This is a genomic window from Embleya sp. NPDC020630, from assembly GCF_044334985.1.
Taxonomy (GTDB): Bacteria; Actinomycetota; Actinomycetes; order Streptomycetales; family Streptomycetaceae; genus Embleya.
Genome location: NZ_JBIRUB010000002.1, coordinates 358903 through 375225, shown reverse-complemented (window position 1 = coordinate 375225; position 16323 = coordinate 358903). Strand labels below are relative to the sequence as shown.

Genomic DNA, 16323 nt, shown 5'->3' with positions numbered 1-16323 from the left:
GATCGGCCGGGACCGGCGCCGGGTAGCCGGACCGCATGGATCTACAGGAGGTGCTGTGGGCGATCACCGCCCTGGGTGCGTTCGTGGCGTTCGCGGGCCTGGTGATGCTGCTGGCCGGGCGCGGGAGGGAGCCGGGCGTGGTGGCCCTTATGGTGATGACGGGCGCGCTGCTGTGCACCGGCGGGTTCCTGCTCAGCATTCCGCGCTACCGGGACACCGCGCTGATCGCGGGCGGCTCGGCGGTGGTGGGCGTCCTGGCCATGCTCGCGGCGATCACGCTGATGCCGGCGCACCGGGGGGCGGGTGACGGGCCGCGCGGGGTGATGTCGGAGAAGGACCCCGGGCGACGCGGTTGAAAGAGGGTGTTGTTTCCTCTCGGTCCCGCTCAGCCCTGCCTGCCGTAGAGGCGGAGCGTGATCGGGGCGCACACGAGGGCGATGCCGGCGGTCGTGGCGAGGGACCGGACGACCGCGCCGCCGGCGGCGCCGGTGTCGTTCATCAGGTCCCGGGACGCGGTCGCCAGCAGGCTGAGCGGGTTGACGTCGACGAAGGCCCGGAGCCAGCCGGGCATGGTGTCGGGCCGGACGAAGATGTTGCCGGCGAACGAGAGCGGGATCAGTACGGCGTTGGCGATGCTCAGCACGACGGCCGGGTCGCGGACGACCAGGGCGACCGCGGCCCAGAGCAGGGACAGCGCGAGTCCGAACACGATCACCAGGGCCACCGCGGCGAGCACCCCCGCCGCGCCGCCGGCGGGGCGGTAGCCCATGGCCAGGCCGAGGCCCACCACGATGGCGGAGGCGAACAGGTAGCGGGCGGCGTCGCTGAGCGGGCCGCCGAGGACGAAGGCGCCGCGCCACACGGGCAGGCCCCGGAAGCGGTCGAAGGCCCCGCTGCGCACGTCCTGCGCGAGCCGGGCGCCGCCATACATCGTGACGATCGCGATGCTCATGCCGAGTACGCCGGGCAGGAGGGTCGTGAGGTAGTCCCCCGTCGATCCGCCGAGCGAGCCGCCGAACAGGTAGGTGAACAGCACGGTGAACAGGATCGGGATGGCGGCGGAGTCCACGAGTTGTTTGGGGTCGTGCCTGATCTTGAGCATGGCGCGCCGGCCGAAGGCGGCCGAGGCGGCGAGGGCCCCGGCGTGGTGACGGATCCGCCCGGCGGCGAGCAGGGCGTCGATCGGGTCGGCGTGCGCCGCGGCGGTCGGGGTCGTCATGCGTGCGACTCCTCGTGGTCGGCGCCGGCGGGAGCGGTCCGCCGGCCGGTCAAGGCGAGAAATGCCTCGTCGAGGCTGGGCCGGCCCAGGGAGAACTCGGCGATGCCCACCCCGGCGTCGGCCAACCGCGTCATCGTGTGCCCGACCAGTCGGCCGACGTCCGCCGGGTCGGATCCGCCGTCGAGCGCCACGGACAGGGCGAGCGGGTCGTCGGTGAGCCGGACCGAGCCCGGAACGCCGGCCAGGATCCGGAGCGCCTGCGGGCGGTGCCCGCCTTCGAGCAGTCGCAGGTGCAGCGTGCCGGCGCCGACGCGGGACTTGAGCTGGGCGCCGGTGCCCTCGGCCACGATCCGGCCGTCGTCGATGACCGCGATGCGCTCGGCGAGCCGGTCGGCCTCCTCCAGGTACTGGGTGGTGAGCAGCACGGTGGTGCCCGCCGCGGCGATCCGGCGGACCAGCTCCCACACCCCGTTGCGGCTGCGCGGGTCGAGGCCGGTGGTCGGCTCGTCGAGGAAGAGCACGTCGGGGGTCGCGATCAGGCCGGCGCCGATGTCGAGCCGGCGGCGCATGCCTCCCGAGTAGCCGCTCACCGGCCGGCCGGCCGCGGGGGTCAGGTCGAACGCGGCGAGCAGGTCGTCGGCGCGCCGTGCGGCGGCGGTCCGGGTCAGGCCGTGCAGTCGGCCCAGGATCAGCAGGTTCTCGTAGCCGGTCAGGTCCTCGTCGAGGGAGGCGTACTGGCCGGTCACCGCCACCCGGGCGCGGATCGTGTCCGCCTCGGTCGCCACGTCGTGGCCGAGCACGCGGGCGGTGCCGCCGTCCGGCCGGGTCAGCGTGGCCAGGATGCGGATCGCGGTGGTCTTGCCCGCCCCGTTGGGGCCGACGAACCCGAACACCTGTCCCCGCCCGATGGTGAGGTCGATGCCGTCCAGCGCCCGATTGCCGCCGAAGACCTTGACCAGACCGCGTGCCTCGATCGCCGGGTGATCGCCACCCGAGCTTTTCTTTGACATGACGTAAGAGTTGAGCCAACTCTTGCAGCTTGTCAAGGTTATGGCGGGAGCCATAGATTCCGGACATGGTCGACCCGCCCGCCCCCGCTCCGCCGCCGGCTCGCCGCCGCCGCGCCGACGCCCGACGCAGCATCGGCGCCATCCTCGACGCGGCCCGGGTGGTGCTCGGCGAACGGCCCGACGCGAGCATGGAGGACATCGCCGGCGCGGCGGGCGTCACGCGCCAGACGGTCTACGCGCACTTCCCGTCCCGCGACGCGCTGGTGGCCGGCCTGGTCGAGTCCGCCGCCGCCGAATACGCCGGCCTGCTCGACGAAGCGGACCTCGACACCGCCCCGCCCACGGAAGCCCTGACCCGATTCCTCGACGCCGGCTGGCGCTTCCTGGACCGCTACCCCCTGCTCGTCAACGCCGGCGCGCCCCGAATCCCCCGCCCGGTCGACGACCCCCACGACTTCGCCCCACCCCGCCTGGAACGCCTCCTACAACGCGGCCAGGATTCAGGCGACTTCGCCCCCACACCCCCGGCGTCCTGGCTCGCCACCACCATCTTCGCCCTCCAACACGCGGCAGTAGCCGAAACCACCACCGGCCGCCTCACCAGAGCGGAGGCACAAACCCTGTGCCTACAAAGCACCCTCCGCCTGTGCGGCGCCAACCCGGATCACCGCTGACTGCAACCGATTTCACCGGCAAAGCCACCGTGCCCACGCAGCGCCCGCGATGGTCCAACCGCATCAACCGCCTTACCGCCTCGCGCAGTTCCGCGTCGAGATCGATTGCCACCAAGTGCCCGATCGGACACAGGTAGGGCGACTGTCCGGCCGCGTGCGACTGCACGACGGCGACCCGCTCCGACGCCGGAGGGAGCGCCACGATGGTGCCCCCCGAAAGCTCCGCGTGGCCATCGACGTGCCGGACGCGCGAACCCACACGGATCGTCGCTCCTCCACGGTCTCGGACGCCGGCCGTCCGTCGGCGTGGTCGTCGACTTCGATGCGAATCGCGCCGGACTCGTCGCAGGCGAGCATGAAGGTGACGGTGTCCGACTCCGCGTGCTCGATCGCGTTCGTGACGAGTTCGCTGACCACCACGCCGGCCATGTGGATGGCATCGGAGTCCCGGTGAACTGATGCGCCGACCAGGGAGGGACAACGGATGCCCACAACACCGATGTTGGCTCGGCGGAGGCTCGGCAACGAACTCCGCACGTTGCGAGACCTGCGACGACTCACGGTCGAGGAGGTGGGGGCGCAACTCGGGTGGCACAAGTCCAAGGCGTCGCGGATCGAGAACGCACAGTCGGGCATCACGCGACGCGACCTGTACAAACTGATGGAGCTATATGAGGTCGACTCGGACGGCCGGGAAAAGTGCGAGGCGCTGGTCGCGGACGGGCGGGAACGCTCGTGGTGGGCAATCGCGCCGTACGCCGACGTCCTCAACAACGACTACCAGGAACAGATCGGGCTCGAAGCGGAGGCCGCCGCAATCTGCGAGTACCAACCCCTGCTCATCCCAGGTCTGTTGCAGACGGCCGACTACTCCCGGGCGGTTATCGGCAGCGGATCGTTCGTGCAGGACGAGGAGGACATCGAAACCCTGGTCGATGTGCGTCAACGACGGCAGCGCGTGCTGCTCACCGAGGACGATCCCGTGGAGTACGCGGGTGTGATCACCATGGCCGCGCTCATGTATGAGACCGGCGGAAGGCGGGCGCTTCGCGCCCAACTCGCGCACCTGCTCGACGTGGCCCGGCGGTCCAACGGTCACCGTGCAGGTGATTCCCTACGACGCGCCGGCACCGACGACCGCTGGTCTGACGCTTCTGCACTTTCGCGAGACCGAGGATCCGACCGTTGCCTTCGTGGACACTGTCACCGTGAGCCATCAGCGGGATAATGCCCGTGAGATCAGGCGCTACGTGCGGTTCTTCGACTACCTGCGCAACAACGCTCTCGACAGCACGAAAACCCAAGCGATCACCAAGAAGCGACTGGAAGACCTCAAGTGACTCAGCTTCCCCCGTCGTGCAGCAAGCATCCGAGTACGGTCGGCTGACCTGGTTCAAGAGCATTCGCAGCGGTCAGCAGAACGGCTGCGTCTCGGTGGCCCACACGAACTCCCAGACCGCTGTTCGGGACAGCAAGAACCCGACGGGACCGGCGTTCGCCGTTCGGTCCGGCGCCTGGGTGTCTTTCGTCTCCGCGGTTCGCTGACCTTCGGGACGGCGAAAGCCCCTCTCGTGGAGGGGCTTTCGCTTCTTACCGACGGTCGACCGCCGGTGCGCCCTCGGCGGCGCGCGACCCGGACGCGCGGTCGGTCAGGACGGCCAGGCGCTCGCCTGCCAGGCGCCCGGGCCCGGCCGCAGCGGTCGGCGTACCAGGCGCGCCGGGTCGTTCCACTGCGACCGGGCCGCCGGCGCCGGCGCGGGTGCGCCGCCGCCGCTCGCCTTGGCCGCCACGACGGTGACGATCACCGCCAACTCCTCCGGGGTGGGTTCACCCCGCACCACCTTGATCATGGGGACCTCCGGGTCCTGGCCGGGCTAGAGCGGGATGTTGCCGTGCTTCTTCGGCGGCAGCGTCTCGCGCTTGCCGCGCAGCGCCCGCAGCGCCTTGACCACGTGGGCCCGGGTGGACGACGGGCGGATGACCGCGTCCACGTAGCCGCGCTCGGCGGCCACGTACGGGTTGCACAGCGTGTCCTCGTACTCCTGGATCAGCCGCGCGCGCGTCGCCTCGGGGTCGTCCGAGGCGGCGATCGTGCGCCGGTGCAGGATGTTGGCCGCGCCCTGCGCGCCCATCACCGCGATCTGCGCGGTCGGCCAGGCCAGGTTGACGTCGGCGCCCAGGTGCTTGGAGCCCATCACGTCGTACGCGCCGCCGTACGCCTTGCGGGTGATGATCGTGACCAGCGGCACGGTGGCCTCGGCGTAGGCGTAGATCAGCTTCGCGCCGCGGCGGATGATGCCGTTCCACTCCTGGTCGGTGCCCGGCAGGAAGCCCGGGACGTCGACGAAGGTGAGCACCGGGATGTTGAACGCGTCGCAGGTGCGCACGAACCGGGCGGCCTTCTCCGACGCGTCGATGTCGAGCGTGCCGGCGAACTGCATCGGCTGGTTGGCCACGATGCCCACGGAGCGGCCCTCGACCCGGCCGAAGCCGACCACGATGTTGGGCGCGAACAGCGGCTGGACCTCCAGGAAGTCCGCGTCGTCCAGGACGTGCTCGATCACCGTGTGGATGTCGTACGGCTGGTTCGCCGAGTCCGGGATCAGCGTGTCGAGGTCACGGTCGTAGTCCGTGGTCTCGAGGTCGGCCTCCTCGTCGAAGGACGGGGCCGGCTCCAGGTTGTTGCTCGGCAGGTAGGACAGCAGGCCCTTGACGTAGTCGAGCGCGTCCTTCTCGTCGGCGCCCATGTAGTGCGCGTTGCCCGACTTGCTGTTGTGCGTGCGCGCGCCGCCCAGGTCCTCCATCGTGACGTCCTCGCCGGTGACCGTCTTGATCACGTCGGGGCCGGTGATGAACATCTGCGAGGTCTGGTCGACCATCACCACGAAGTCGGTGAGCGCGGGGGAGTACACGTGGCCGCCCGCGGCGGCGCCCATGATCAGCGAGATCTGCGGGATCACCCCGGAGGCGATCACGTTGCGCCGGAAGATCTCGCCGTACAGGCCGAGCGAGACCACACCCTCCTGGATGCGCGCGCCGCCGCCCTCGTTGATGCCCACCAGCGGGACGCCGGTCTTGATCGCGAGGTCCTGGACCTTGACGATCTTCTCGCCGTACACCTCGCCGAGGCTGCCGCCGAAGACGGTGACGTCCTGGGAGAACACGCACACCTGGCGGCCGTCGACGGTGCCGGAGCCGGTCACCACGCCGTCGCCGTAGGGGCGGTTGGCCTCCAGGCCGAAGTTGGTGGAGCGGTGCCGCGCGAACTCGTCGAGCTCGACGAAGGAGCCCTCGTCGAGCAGGTATTCGATCCGCTCGCGGGCGGTCATCTTGCCCTTGGCGTGCTGCTTCTCGACCGCTCGGGCGCTTCCCGCGTGCACCGCCTCGTCGATCCGGCGCTCGAGATCGGCCAGCTTTCCGGCGGTGGTGTGGATGTCGGGATCGCCCTGTACTGGGTCCATCGTGCTGACTCCTGTCACGTCGAACGGCGGCGATCGGTAGCGTAGCCGCGCCACGCCGGCGACCATCACCGCCCTGCCCCGCAGTGCCTTCTAGGGTGATCGGATGGACTCTCCTTACAAGGATCTCGACCGCCCTCCGCTGCGTGAGGCGGCCCTGCGTCGGGCGCTTTTGGTACCGGGCGGCCTGTGGCGCGAGCTGGACGTGCTGCCCGAGACCGGCTCGACCAACGCCGATCTGGCCAACCGGGCCGACGAGGCCGAGGGGCTGGTACTGGTCGCCGAATCGCAGGTGGCGGGCCGGGGTCGGCTGGACCGGCGGTGGACCGCGCCGCCGCGCTCGGGCCTGGCGGTGTCGATGACGCTGGCGCCGAACGAGGTCCCGGTCGCGCGCTGGGGCTGGCTCCCGCTGCTGGCTGGGGTGGCCGCGGCGTCGGCGGTGTCCCGGGTGGCCGGGGTCGACGTGCGGCTGAAGTGGCCGAACGATCTGCTGGTGGGCGAGCGCAAGCTGGCCGGGATTCTGGCCGAGCGGGCCGGATCGAGCGTGGTCCTGGGCATCGGGCTGAACGTTTCGCTGCACGAGGAGGAGTTGCCGGTACCGACCGCGACCTCGCTGTTCCTGGCCGGCGCCGAGAGCACCGACCGGGACCCGATCCTGCGGGCGCTGCTGCGCGAGGTGGAGGAGTGGTACACCCGGTGGCGGCTGGCGGAGGGCGATGCGCGTGCGTGCGGGTTGGCGGCCGCGTACACCGACGCGTGCGCCACCATCGGGCGGCGGGTCCGGGTCGAGTTGCCGGCGAAGCCGACGCTGGAGGGGCCGGCGACGGGGATCGACGACGAGGGTCGGCTTTTGGTCACCGGGCCGGAGGGACAGGTGGCGGTGGGCGCGGGGGACGTGGTGCACGTTCGGCCTGCGGCGTGAGGGTTTTGCTCCCACCCGCCCATCCGTTGCGTCATGCGGGAAAGGCTGCGGATTTACTGCCGGGGACGAGCCCCGCGTGGCCTCGCGGCCGGGTGCTCCGGGTGCCGCGCGGCTCCGGTCTCGGTGTCCGGCGGTGTCGGGACTTCCGAAGGAAGGCGCACGACGGGCACGGCTTGCGGCGGCGGCCGGGGAGCGGGCTCAGGTCGGTTTGCGCCATACGGAGATGTGCTTGGTGGAGTCCTGGGTGAAGGGGGTTCCGTGCCAGTCGGCGACGCGGCGCTCCAGGGTGAGGCCGGCGATTCGGGCCATCAGGTCGAGTTCGGCCGGCCAGGCGTATCGGTGCGTGGAATGGCCTCGGCGGTAGCGGCCGTCGTCGCCGTCGCGGGTGAGGTGGTGTGAGACGAGGATCTGCTCGACCAGGTTGAAGGTGTCGAAGCCGAGGTGCCGCTCGGAGACGTCGAACGGCACCGCGACCTGGCCGGGTGGCAGGAAGCGCAGCGGGGGTATGCCCAGCTCGATGACGAATCGGCCGCCGGGCCGCAGGTGACGCGCGGCGTTGCGGAAACACTCGACCTGCTCGTCCTGGGTGAGCAGGTTCGTGATGGTGTTGTAGACGAGGTAGACCAGGGTGAACTCGCCGGGGACGACGGTGCCGGCCATGTCCCCGATGACCACCGGGAGCGTGTCCTCGTCGATCTTGCGCCGCAGGACCGCCGCCATGTGCTCGGACAGTTCGATGCCCGTCACCGGGACGCCGCGTTCCCGCAGCGGGACGCCCACGCGCCCGGTTCCGATGGCGAACTCCAGGGCCGGGCCGGCTCCGGCGAGTTCGGCGAGGAAGGCGAGGGTCGGTTCGAGAACGGCGGCCGAGGCGAGTTGGGCCTCCTCGGCGTCGTAGCGCTCGGCGGTTGCCCGGCTCCACAGCTCACTGCTCGTCACGGACGGCCACTCTGCCGAGCGCCGAGCGGGCTGTCGACGCATTTATGGCGGCGAACGGCATGCCTCCGCCCCTCCCGCCCGGGAGAACCGCACAATCGTGGGTGACCCCCAGGAGGCCCGGTGTTCACAACCACAGCCGAGGTCGACGACGACATCCTCTTCGTCGTGCGCCCGCACTGGATGCACCTCGTCCGTCCCGTGCTGGCCCTGTTCGGCACGGTCGCCGTCACCGGCTTCCTCGCCGCGCTCACACCCCCGACCTCGGCGGGCGGCTGGGTCCGGCCCGCCGTGCTCCTGGCCGGACTGGCGGTCCTGGTCCGCTGGAGCGTCGCGCCGTGGCTGGCCTGGCTGGGCACCATGTACTCGGTCGCCGCCGACCGACTGACCGTGCGCACCGGCGCGCTGACCCGGGAGATCCGGGTGGTGCCGTTCGCGCGGGTGGCCGACGTGCTGATCGAGCACGAGTCGTTCGTGGACCGCATGCTCGGCGCCGGCACCATCGCCCTGGTGCCCGTCGACGACGACCGGGAACGCCTGGAACTGCCCGGTCTGCCGCACGTGGTGCGCCTGCAGAGCGAGCTGCTCGTCCTCGTCGAGCGGGCCGCCGCCGGGCGGAAGAAGCACGTGGGACAGCCCGACCCCGAACCTTTGTGACCCCCGACACGTAGTGTGGCTCCGACGAGACCATCCTTCGCACACCCGGTGGAGCCACATGCCCGAGGAACGGACCCGCGTGGAGCCCGGCGCGGGCGCCGGGGCCGACGCGGTCGATCAACCCGCCCTGCCCGACCTGTCCGACATCGAGGCGGTCAACAACACGATCGCCGACGTCGAGCAGGTCGTCCTGGGCGCGCCCCGGCGCTACACCTCCGGTCAGGTCGCCGACCTGGTCGGAGTGCCCCTCGACGAGGCCCGCCGATTGTGGCGCGGCCTGGGCTTCGCCGACTTCGGCCCGGCCCGCGCGTTCACCGACGCCGATGTCGCGGCCCTCAAGCACCTGCGCGAGCTGACCGAGTCGGGGCTGCTGCCCGCCACCGTCGCGGCGCAGTTCGTTCGCTCCGTGGGCCAGACCATGGCCCGGTTCGCCGAATGGCAGACCGAGGCGTGGGTGGAATACATCGGCAACGAGCTGACCGGCAGCCGTTCCGAGCAGGTGGTCACCACCGCCGGCGACGTGATGCTCGAACTCGAACCGCTGGTCATCTACGCCTGGCGCCGGCACCTGGCCGCGGCCAGTTCGCGGGCCATGCAGGGGCTCACCGACCAGCAGACGGTGGGCCAGTCGCTCGCCGTCGGGTTCGCCGACCTGGTCGGCTTCACCCGGTTGTCGCGCAACCTGGAGGAGGCCGAGCTGGGCCGCCTCGTCCAGACCTTCGAGGACACGGCCGTCGACGTGATCGCCGAGCAGGGCGGGCGCCTGGTCAAGACGCTGGGCGACGAGGTGTTGTTCGTGACCTTCTCGCCGGACTCGGCCGTGGAACTGGGGCTGCGGCTGGTCGAGGCGATGGCCGAGGAGGAGATCCTGCCCGCGCTGCGGGTGGGCATCGCGTACGGCCACGTGTTGTCCCGGATGGGCGACGTGTTCGGGACCACGGTGAACCTGGCGAGTCGGCTGACCGCGCTCAGTCCCAAGGACGCGGTGGTGGTCGACCGGGAGCTGGCCGCGGCGCTCGAAGGGGACACCCGCTACGAGCTGCATCCGATGTGGCGGCGTCCGGTCCGCGGTCTGGGGCTGGTCGAACCCTGGACGGTGTGCCGCCCGGGCACGCCGATACCGCAGTGATTCCCACGCCGCAGTGAGTCCCGCACCGCGGTGAGTCCCCTACCGCGGTGACTCCGGACCCGCTCGACCCGCCCGGCGTGCGCACCGGCGGCTCGGCGGGTCAGCCGAACGCCTCGCGCAGCGATCGCAGCCCGGGGCGCAGCACCGCGTGTTCGAGTTCGCGCAGCAGCGGAAGCTGTTCGGCGGGTGTGCTCTCGAACCGGACCGACCACACGACCAGGCACATCGTGCCGCCGGCGATCGATTCGAGCGCGAGCCGGCCCGACAGCGGCAGGCCGTCGAGCGTGCGATAGCGGTAGGAGTGCCCCGCCGCGTCGTGCTCGACCAGTCGTTCGCGGACGGTCGTACCGTCGGGTGTGCGCAGCCGCCGCTCGTCCCCGGAGTGCTCCTCGACCGGCCACGGATGCCATGCGGACGGGTCCTCGAAGTCTCCTACCGCCTCCCAGATCCGGGCGGCCGGTACGTCGATCGCGGCGATGACGGAAAGCGTGGGCACGCGTGGCTCCTTCGGACTGTGCCCGCGACCGTACCCTTTCGGCCGAGATCGCGGGAGTCTTCCACGTTCTCTTCACAACCCGGCGCCCTCGCGCGCCGTGGTTTGCCGCAGCCCGGACACGGCCCGGACACGGGGCGTTGCGGAGCCGGGCCACAGGAGTAATGTGCGCAGGACGCGAAGCCGGGGTATACAAGCGCTTCGCTCGGACCGGCGCGAGCCCGGCTCGCGCGCGGGCGCTCGGCGGACGCACGGGAGCTGTCTGGGGCCCAATCAGGAACGCACGCGAACAGCGACCCGTCGAGGTGACGGCATGACGCGGGTGCACGCTGCCGTCAATTGGGCAATATATGACATATCCTCTGGTCTCGGTACCGGCGGATTGGGGGTGAGAACCGTAGCTTCGCGACCCGATTCGAGCACTCCCGGAACCGACGGTTCGGGCGGTCCTGCCGACGACCTGCCCGGTATGCCCGGCGACACGTGTCCGGAACCCGCCGCCCTGGTCGAGGGACCCGACGCCGCCCGTCGACTGCACGCGATCATCCACCTGGCCAAGACGCTCGCCACGACCCACCACTTCTCCGAGGTGGTCCGCGTCTCGGCGGCCCAGGCACGCCTGGCGATGGGCGCCGCGCACGCCTCCATCTCGGTCTGGGAGCGGGACAGCGGCCAATTGCGGGTGCTGGTCAACGACGGCGAGCTGGCGGAGGGCGAGGAGCCGCTGCCGGCCGCGGAGACGTATCCGGTCACCGACTTCCCCGACATCATCGAGTCGGAGGGTTGGCCCACCACGTGGTCGCGGTGCGTGGACGACCCGGAGCACACGCGCGACCCCGAGCGGGTCGCGGCGATGTTGCGCCGGGGGCGGCACGACTGCATGGTCGCGCCGATCATGGTCGAGGGCCGGGTGTGGGGCGAGCTGTATCTGGCCCGGCGGGCCGACCAGCCGCGCTTCGAGCCGGTGGACGCCGAGTTCGCGGGTGTGCTGGCCGCGCAGATCTCGGCCGGCCTGGCCCAGGCGGAACACTTCGAGCGGATCGAGAAGCTGGCCTTCACCGACCCGCTGACCGGTCTGGCCAACCGCCGCGCGATCGACGCCCGGCTGGACGAGGCGATGGCCCGGCACTACCGGGACGGCGTGGTGGTCAGCCTGATCGTCTGCGACGTCAACGGCCTCAAGCGGCTCAACGACGAACGCGGGCACGACGTCGGCGACCGCCTCCTGGAGCGCTTCGCCGACCAACTCTCCGCGTGCGGCGCGATGTTGCCGGGGGCGACCGCCGCCCGGCTCGGCGGCGACGAGTTCTGCGTACTGGTCGAGGGCTACCCGCCCGACGACGTGGTCGCGGTCGCCGAGGAACTGTGCCGCCGGGCGCTGCGCATGCACAACGGCGAGGGCGTGGCCTGCGGCGTCGCCTCCACTGGCGACCCGGTGGGGCCGGTGACCAGCGCGGACCGGCTTTTTCGACTCGCCGACGCGGCGCAGTACCGGGCCAAGGGGTCGCGCTCGACCCGCCCGGTGGTCGCCGGGCGCGGCCAACAGCCCGACCTGACCCTGTCCCTGGCCCGCGAGGCGCAGGACGAGGCGGAGGCCGAGGGCCCCGGCGGCCCGCACCGCGACCGGCGCCGGTTCCGCGGCGCGCTGCACAACGCCGAGCCGGGCCGGCTGCTGGCCGCGGTGCTCGCGGTCCTGGACGAGCGCGAACCGAAGAGCGTGCACCGGGCGGACACGCTGGGCCGCCTGGAGATCGTCGCGGACACCTTCGCCCGGATGCTGGACGGGGTGGCGTGGTGGGTGTCGTACCTGCCGCCCGGCGGTCGGGTGTTGCGCACGGTGCGCTATTCGATCCACCGGCTGACCGGTGTGCAGAGCGAGTCCGGGTCGCGCTACGACGCGGTGACCGCCGAATACGACCTGGCGCACTATCCGGCCACCGCCGACGCGGTCCAGGGCGGCGGCTTCGTCGCCGAACTCGGCGATCCGGGCACCGACCCGGCCGAGGAGGACCTCCTCCTGGTCGGCGGCTACAAGGCGATGGTCGCGGCGGGCGGGAGCAACGCGGCGGGCGGCTGGTTGGTGGAGATCTACGCCGACGACCTGAGCCTGAGCGTGACCGGGCTCGCCCCGGTGCTGCGCGCGCTGGTCGCGGTGGCGCTGACCGGGGGCGCGTCGCTGCCGGACTGACGCCGGGGCGGACCGGGGCGCTCGGGAGTGGTCCGGGAGTGCTCAGGCGGTCGTGGCGGGCTCGGACACCGTGATCCGATCCGGGAGGCTGTACACATTCGCCGAACGGCCGCGCAGGAAGCCGACCAGGGTCACCCCGGCGTCCGCGGCCAGGTCCACCGCCAGACCGGACGGCGCGGACACCGCCGCCATCACCGGCACCCCCGCCATCGCGGCCTTTTGGGTCAGCTCGAACGAGGCCCGCCCGCTGACCATCAACACATGCCCGGCCAGCGGCAGCCGCCCCTCGCGCAGCGCCCACCCCACCACCTTGTCCACCGCGTTGTGCCGGCCCACGTCCTCGCGCACGCACACCATCTCGCCGGCGGCGGTGAACAGCCCCGCCGCGTGCAGGCCGCCGGTACTGGCGAACACCTTCTGCGCCGCGCGCAGCCGATCGGGCAGCGTGTACAGCACCTCCGCGTCCACCCGCACCTCGTCCGCGCGCACGTCGAAGCGCGACATCCGGCGCAGCCCCTCGATGCCGGTGCTGCCGCAGATCCCGCACGCGCTCGACGTCCACACCCCGCGCATCAGGCCCGGGTCCGGGGCCGGCACGTGCGGCGCGAGCACCGCGTCCACCACGTTGTACGTGTTGCGGCCCTCGTCGTCGGTGCCCGCGCAGTAGCGCATCGCGGCCAGGTCCTCGGCGGCGCCGACCACCCCCTCGGCCGCCAGGAACCCGGCGACCAGGTCGAAGTCGTCGCCGGGGGTGCGCATCGTCACCGTGACGGTGCGCCCGCCGAGCCGGATGTCGAGCGGCTCCTCGGCGACGAGTGTGTCGATCCGCGGTACGGGGGGCGCGTCGCCGCCCAGCCGTACGACCTTGTGGCGAGAGGTGACCCGACCCACGACACTGCCTTTCCCTGGTGCGTTCCCGACGGTGTTTCCTTCAGGCACGGTAGCCGCCCTGGTGTTGTCGCGATCCATGCACATAATGTTCGAGTGAATAACGATCTGCACAGCGCTCCCGAAGCAGCTCCCGCCACCGTCCTGATCGGCGAGGCCGGGATGTCCCCGAGGGACGTCCTCGCGGTCGCCCGCACCGGCGCGCGCGTCGAACTCGCCGAAAGCGCGATCAAAGCGATGACCGGCTCCCGGGCCGTCGTCGAAGGACTCGCCGCGCGCACCGAACCCGTCTACGGGGTGTCCACCGGCTTCGGCGCGCTCGCCGTCCGGCACATCAGCCCCGAACTGCGTACGCGCCTGCAGCACTCGCTGGTCCGCTCGCACGCCGCCGGGATGGGCCCGCGCGTCGAGGACGAGGTGGTCCGCGCGCTGATGCTGCTCCGGCTGAAGACGTTGTGCTCGGGTCGTACGGGCGTGCGGCCGATCGTCGCGCGCACCATGGCCGCGCTGCTGAACGCCCGCATCACGCCGGTGGTGCGCGAATTCGGCTCGCTCGGGTGCAGTGGGGACCTGGCGCCGCTCGCGCACTGCGCCCTCGTGCTCACCGGCGAGGGCGAGGCGGCCGGCCCCGACGGCGAGGTGCGTCCCGCCGCCGAGCTGCTCGCCGCCGCCGGGATCGAGCCGATCGAGCTCAAGGAGAAGGAGGGTCTGGCGCTGATCAACGGCACCGACGGCATGCTCGGCATGTTGTTGATGGCCGGCGCCGACCTCGCCCGACTGTTCACCACCGCCGACATCACCGCCGCGATGACGATGGAGGCGCTGCTCGGCACCTCGCGCGTGCTCGACCCGGCGCTGCACGCCATCCGCCCGCACCCGGGCCAGGCGGCCAGCGCGGCCAACATGCTGCGGGTGCTCCAGGGCTCGGCGCTGACCGGGCACCACCAGGACGCCGCGCCGCGCGTGCAGGACGCCTACTCGGTGCGCTGCGCCCCGCAGGTGGCCGGCGCCGGCCGGGACACCCTGGCCCACGCGCTGCTCGTCGCCGACCGCGAACTGGCCGCCGCCGTGGACAACCCGGTGATCCTGGCGGACGGCCGGATCGAGTCCAACGGCAACTTCCACGGCGCCCCGGTCGGCTACGTGCTCGACTTCCTCGCCGTCGCGGTCGCCGACCTCGGCTCGATCGCCGAGCGCCGCACCGACCGGCTGCTCGACCCGTCCCGCTCGCACGGCCTGCCCGCGTTCCTCGCCGACGACCCGGGCGTCGACTCCGGCCTGATGATCGCGCAGTACACCCAGGCCGCGCTGGTCTCCGAGTGCAAGCGCCTGGCGGTGCCCGCCTCCGCCGACTCCATCCCCAGCTCGGCGATGCAGGAGGACCACGTCTCGATGGGCTGGAGCGCGGCCCGCAAGCTGCGCCGCGCGATCGACAACCTGAACCGTGTCCTGGCGATCGAGCTGACCACCGCCGCCCGGGCGCTGGACATGCGGGTGGCCGCCGGGGCCGGTGCGCCCGCGCCCGCGACCGCCGCGGTGGTGGCCGCACTGCGCGCGAGCGGCGGCGAGGGAGTGGGCCCGGACCGCTTCCTGGCACCGGACCTGGAGGCCGCCGACGCCTTCGTCCGCGCCGGCGGTGTGATCGAGGCCGCCCGCTCGGTGGCCGGCGAACTGAACTGATTCCCTGTCAGATCAGGCAGGATGACCTGATACCGCGGCCGGGACCCACGCAGGTCCCCGGCCGCGGCATCGGCGCGGACCGCGATCGGCCCGCGCCGGCCCGGGTCCGCGGCGGCACTCGGGCGACGTGCGAACAGCGAGGAGACATGCCGGTGGCCGACGACGACGCGAGCCCTTCCGCCCGCCTGCTCGCCCTGTTCGAGCGCCACCGGCTCACCCCCACCCAGCGCCGGATCGCGCACTGCCTGGTCCGGCACGCGGGCGAGGCGGTGTTCCTCTCCAGCGTCGAGGTGGCCCAACTCGCCGGGGTCAGCCAGCCCTCGGTGACCCGGTTCGCGGTCGCGCTCGGCTTCGACGGATACCCGGCGCTGCGCCGGCACCTGCGCGAGTTGGGCCTGCCGACCACGCCCGAGTCGGCCACCGAGGTGGACCGCAACGAGTACGTCGGCGCCGTGCACGCCGAGATCGCCAACCTGGCCCGGCTCGCGGATCAACTCGCCGTCCCGGGACCGATCGCGCGCGCGGCCGAACTGCTCGCTCCCTCGCGTCCGTTGGTGGTGCTCGGGCTGCGTACCGGGATGGCCCCCGCGCGCGGCTTCGGCTACTTCGCCGCCAAGGTGCTGCCCGAGGTCCGGGTCCTGGACGAGGGCGGCTCGCTGCTCGTGGACCGGCTCGACCAGGCCCGCGCGGCGGGCGCCACGGGCCTGCTGTGCTTCGCGCTGCCGCGTTACCCGAGGGAGTTGGGCGAGGGCCTGCGGGTCGCGCGCGACCTCGGCCTGAGCATCGTGACGGTCACCGACAGCCCGTTCGCCCCGGCGGCGGCCCTGTCCGACGCGGTCCTGATCGCGGGCGTCGGCTCGCAACTGGTCTTCGACTCGTACGGCGCCCCGATCCTGATGGGCCAGATCCTCCTGCAGGCCATGTGCGACATCGAACCCACCCGCACCCAGGCCAGGCTGGAAGACTTCGAACGCCAAGCCGGCGAACGCGGCCTGTTCACCACCTGAGCCGCGCAACGCGTACGCGTTGTTCCGCTTGCGGCATGCAGGCGGACAATCGCACGACCCGA

At 72.0% G+C, this 16323-nt stretch carries 18 protein-coding genes; 11 read left to right on the top strand and 7 right to left on the bottom strand.

Annotated elements, in window-relative coordinates; all coding sequences use genetic code 11:
• The first annotated feature begins 35 nt into the window (after positions 1-35).
• On the top strand, positions 36-356 hold the full coding sequence (locus ACH4XV_RS07855; protein WP_395787552.1) for a hypothetical protein: 321 nt from the start codon (positions 36-38) through the stop codon (positions 354-356).
• A gap of 29 nt (positions 357-385) precedes the next feature.
• On the opposite strand, the gene ACH4XV_RS07850 is transcribed toward ACH4XV_RS07855, so the two are convergent.
• Both ACH4XV_RS07850 and ACH4XV_RS07845 read right to left on the bottom strand, forming a co-directional pair.
• Positions 386-1219 carry an ABC transporter permease gene (locus ACH4XV_RS07850; RefSeq protein ID WP_395787550.1) on the bottom strand — a complete coding sequence of 278 codons (834 nt, stop codon included), beginning with the start codon at positions 1217-1219 and terminating at the stop codon, positions 386-388.
• Positions 1216-2229, bottom strand: a complete 1014-nt coding sequence (locus ACH4XV_RS07845) for an ATP-binding cassette domain-containing protein (RefSeq protein WP_395787548.1) — start codon at positions 2227-2229, stop codon at positions 1216-1218. The genes ACH4XV_RS07850 and ACH4XV_RS07845 overlap by 4 nt, the downstream gene beginning before the upstream one ends.
• Positions 2230-2294: 65 nt before the next feature.
• On the opposite strand from ACH4XV_RS07845, the gene ACH4XV_RS07840 reads away from it, so the two are divergent.
• From ACH4XV_RS07840 to ACH4XV_RS07825, 4 genes are all read left to right on the top strand, one after another.
• Entirely contained in the window at positions 2295-2903 is a 609-nt protein-coding gene (locus tag ACH4XV_RS07840; RefSeq protein WP_395787547.1) for a TetR/AcrR family transcriptional regulator, read from the top strand.
• A 484-nt stretch (positions 2904-3387) separates the two neighbouring features.
• Complete coding sequence (locus ACH4XV_RS07835) at positions 3388-4131, top strand: DUF5753 domain-containing protein (protein ID WP_395787545.1); 744 nt, start codon at positions 3388-3390, stop codon at positions 4129-4131.
• Positions 4049-4243, top strand: coding sequence for a Scr1 family TA system antitoxin-like transcriptional regulator (locus ACH4XV_RS07830; RefSeq protein ID WP_395788629.1), 195 nt, complete (start codon positions 4049-4051; stop codon positions 4241-4243). The genes ACH4XV_RS07835 and ACH4XV_RS07830 overlap by 83 nt, the downstream gene beginning before the upstream one ends.
• A gap of 16 nt (positions 4244-4259) precedes the next feature.
• On the top strand, positions 4260-4448 hold the full coding sequence (locus ACH4XV_RS07825; protein WP_395787543.1) for a DUF397 domain-containing protein: 189 nt from the start codon (positions 4260-4262) through the stop codon (positions 4446-4448).
• Positions 4449-4552: 104 nt separating this feature from the next.
• Here the strand turns inward: ACH4XV_RS07825 and ACH4XV_RS07820 are convergent, their stop codons facing one another.
• Positions 4553-4753: an acyl-CoA carboxylase subunit epsilon gene (locus ACH4XV_RS07820; RefSeq protein ID WP_395787541.1), complete on the bottom strand. Its 201-nt coding sequence runs from the start codon at positions 4751-4753 to the stop codon at positions 4553-4555.
• Positions 4754-4777: 24 nt separating this feature from the next.
• Positions 4778-6364, bottom strand: coding sequence for an acyl-CoA carboxylase subunit beta (locus ACH4XV_RS07815; RefSeq protein WP_380005103.1), 1587 nt, complete (start codon positions 6362-6364; stop codon positions 4778-4780).
• 103 nt (positions 6365-6467) lie between these two features.
• On the opposite strand from ACH4XV_RS07815, the gene ACH4XV_RS07810 reads away from it, so the two are divergent.
• Positions 6468-7283 carry a biotin--[acetyl-CoA-carboxylase] ligase gene (locus ACH4XV_RS07810; RefSeq protein WP_395787539.1) on the top strand — a complete coding sequence of 272 codons (816 nt, stop codon included), beginning with the start codon at positions 6468-6470 and terminating at the stop codon, positions 7281-7283.
• Between the two features lie 198 nt (positions 7284-7481).
• On the opposite strand, the gene ACH4XV_RS07805 is transcribed toward ACH4XV_RS07810, so the two are convergent.
• The gene (locus ACH4XV_RS07805) at positions 7482-8222 is read right to left on the bottom strand and encodes a class I SAM-dependent DNA methyltransferase (RefSeq protein ID WP_395787537.1); all 741 of its coding nucleotides are present in this window, start codon (positions 8220-8222) and stop codon (positions 7482-7484) included.
• A 120-nt stretch (positions 8223-8342) separates the two neighbouring features.
• On the opposite strand from ACH4XV_RS07805, the gene ACH4XV_RS07800 reads away from it, so the two are divergent.
• Both ACH4XV_RS07800 and ACH4XV_RS07795 read left to right on the top strand, forming a co-directional pair.
• Complete coding sequence (locus ACH4XV_RS07800; protein WP_395787535.1) at positions 8343-8876, top strand: PH domain-containing protein; 534 nt, start codon at positions 8343-8345, stop codon at positions 8874-8876.
• A 58-nt stretch (positions 8877-8934) separates the two neighbouring features.
• Positions 8935-10005 (top strand): adenylate/guanylate cyclase domain-containing protein, encoded by a 1071-nt coding sequence (locus tag ACH4XV_RS07795; protein WP_380037043.1) that lies wholly within the window; start codon positions 8935-8937, stop codon positions 10003-10005.
• 100 nt (positions 10006-10105) lie between these two features.
• On the opposite strand, the gene ACH4XV_RS07790 is transcribed toward ACH4XV_RS07795, so the two are convergent.
• Entirely contained in the window at positions 10106-10501 is a 396-nt protein-coding gene (locus ACH4XV_RS07790) for an SRPBCC family protein (RefSeq protein ID WP_395787533.1), read from the bottom strand.
• Positions 10502-10967: 466 nt separating this feature from the next.
• Between ACH4XV_RS07790 and ACH4XV_RS07785 the strand changes: the two genes are divergently transcribed.
• Positions 10968-12686: a diguanylate cyclase domain-containing protein gene (locus ACH4XV_RS07785; RefSeq protein WP_395787531.1), complete on the top strand. Its 1719-nt coding sequence runs from the start codon at positions 10968-10970 to the stop codon at positions 12684-12686.
• A 42-nt stretch (positions 12687-12728) separates the two neighbouring features.
• Here the strand turns inward: ACH4XV_RS07785 and fdhD are convergent, their stop codons facing one another.
• Positions 12729-13577: a formate dehydrogenase accessory sulfurtransferase FdhD gene (gene fdhD, locus ACH4XV_RS07780; RefSeq protein ID WP_380005117.1), complete on the bottom strand. Its 849-nt coding sequence runs from the start codon at positions 13575-13577 to the stop codon at positions 12729-12731.
• Positions 13578-13718: 141 nt separating this feature from the next.
• On the opposite strand from fdhD, the gene hutH reads away from it, so the two are divergent.
• Both hutH and ACH4XV_RS07770 read left to right on the top strand, forming a co-directional pair.
• Positions 13719-15254: a histidine ammonia-lyase gene (gene hutH, locus ACH4XV_RS07775; RefSeq protein ID WP_395788627.1), complete on the top strand. Its 1536-nt coding sequence runs from the start codon at positions 13719-13721 to the stop codon at positions 15252-15254.
• A 146-nt stretch (positions 15255-15400) separates the two neighbouring features.
• On the top strand, positions 15401-16261 hold the full coding sequence (locus ACH4XV_RS07770) for a MurR/RpiR family transcriptional regulator (RefSeq protein ID WP_395787528.1): 861 nt from the start codon (positions 15401-15403) through the stop codon (positions 16259-16261).
• Positions 16262-16323 lie beyond the last annotated feature (62 nt).

Coding starts and splice junctions, on each gene's coding strand:
- ACH4XV_RS07855 (WP_395787552.1), top strand. CDS start 36: ATGGATCTACAGGAGGTGCTGTGGGCGATCACCGCCCTGGGTGCGTTC.
- ACH4XV_RS07795 (WP_380037043.1), top strand. CDS start 8,935: ATGCCCGAGGAACGGACCCGCGTGGAGCCCGGCGCGGGCGCCGGGGCC.
- ACH4XV_RS07840 (WP_395787547.1), top strand. CDS start 2,295: ATGGTCGACCCGCCCGCCCCCGCTCCGCCGCCGGCTCGCCGCCGCCGC.
- ACH4XV_RS07820 (WP_395787541.1), bottom strand. CDS start 4,753: ATGATCAAGGTGGTGCGGGGTGAACCCACCCCGGAGGAGTTGGCGGTG.
- ACH4XV_RS07845 (WP_395787548.1), bottom strand. CDS start 2,229: ATGTCAAAGAAAAGCTCGGGTGGCGATCACCCGGCGATCGAGGCACGC.
- ACH4XV_RS07785 (WP_395787531.1), top strand. CDS start 10,968: ATGCCCGGCGACACGTGTCCGGAACCCGCCGCCCTGGTCGAGGGACCC.
- ACH4XV_RS07810 (WP_395787539.1), top strand. CDS start 6,468: ATGGACTCTCCTTACAAGGATCTCGACCGCCCTCCGCTGCGTGAGGCG.
- ACH4XV_RS07815 (WP_380005103.1), bottom strand. CDS start 6,364: ATGGACCCAGTACAGGGCGATCCCGACATCCACACCACCGCCGGAAAG.
- ACH4XV_RS07770 (WP_395787528.1), top strand. CDS start 15,401: ATGCCGGTGGCCGACGACGACGCGAGCCCTTCCGCCCGCCTGCTCGCC.
- ACH4XV_RS07835 (WP_395787545.1), top strand. CDS start 3,388: ATGCCCACAACACCGATGTTGGCTCGGCGGAGGCTCGGCAACGAACTC.
- ACH4XV_RS07850 (WP_395787550.1), bottom strand. CDS start 1,219: ATGACGACCCCGACCGCCGCGGCGCACGCCGACCCGATCGACGCCCTG.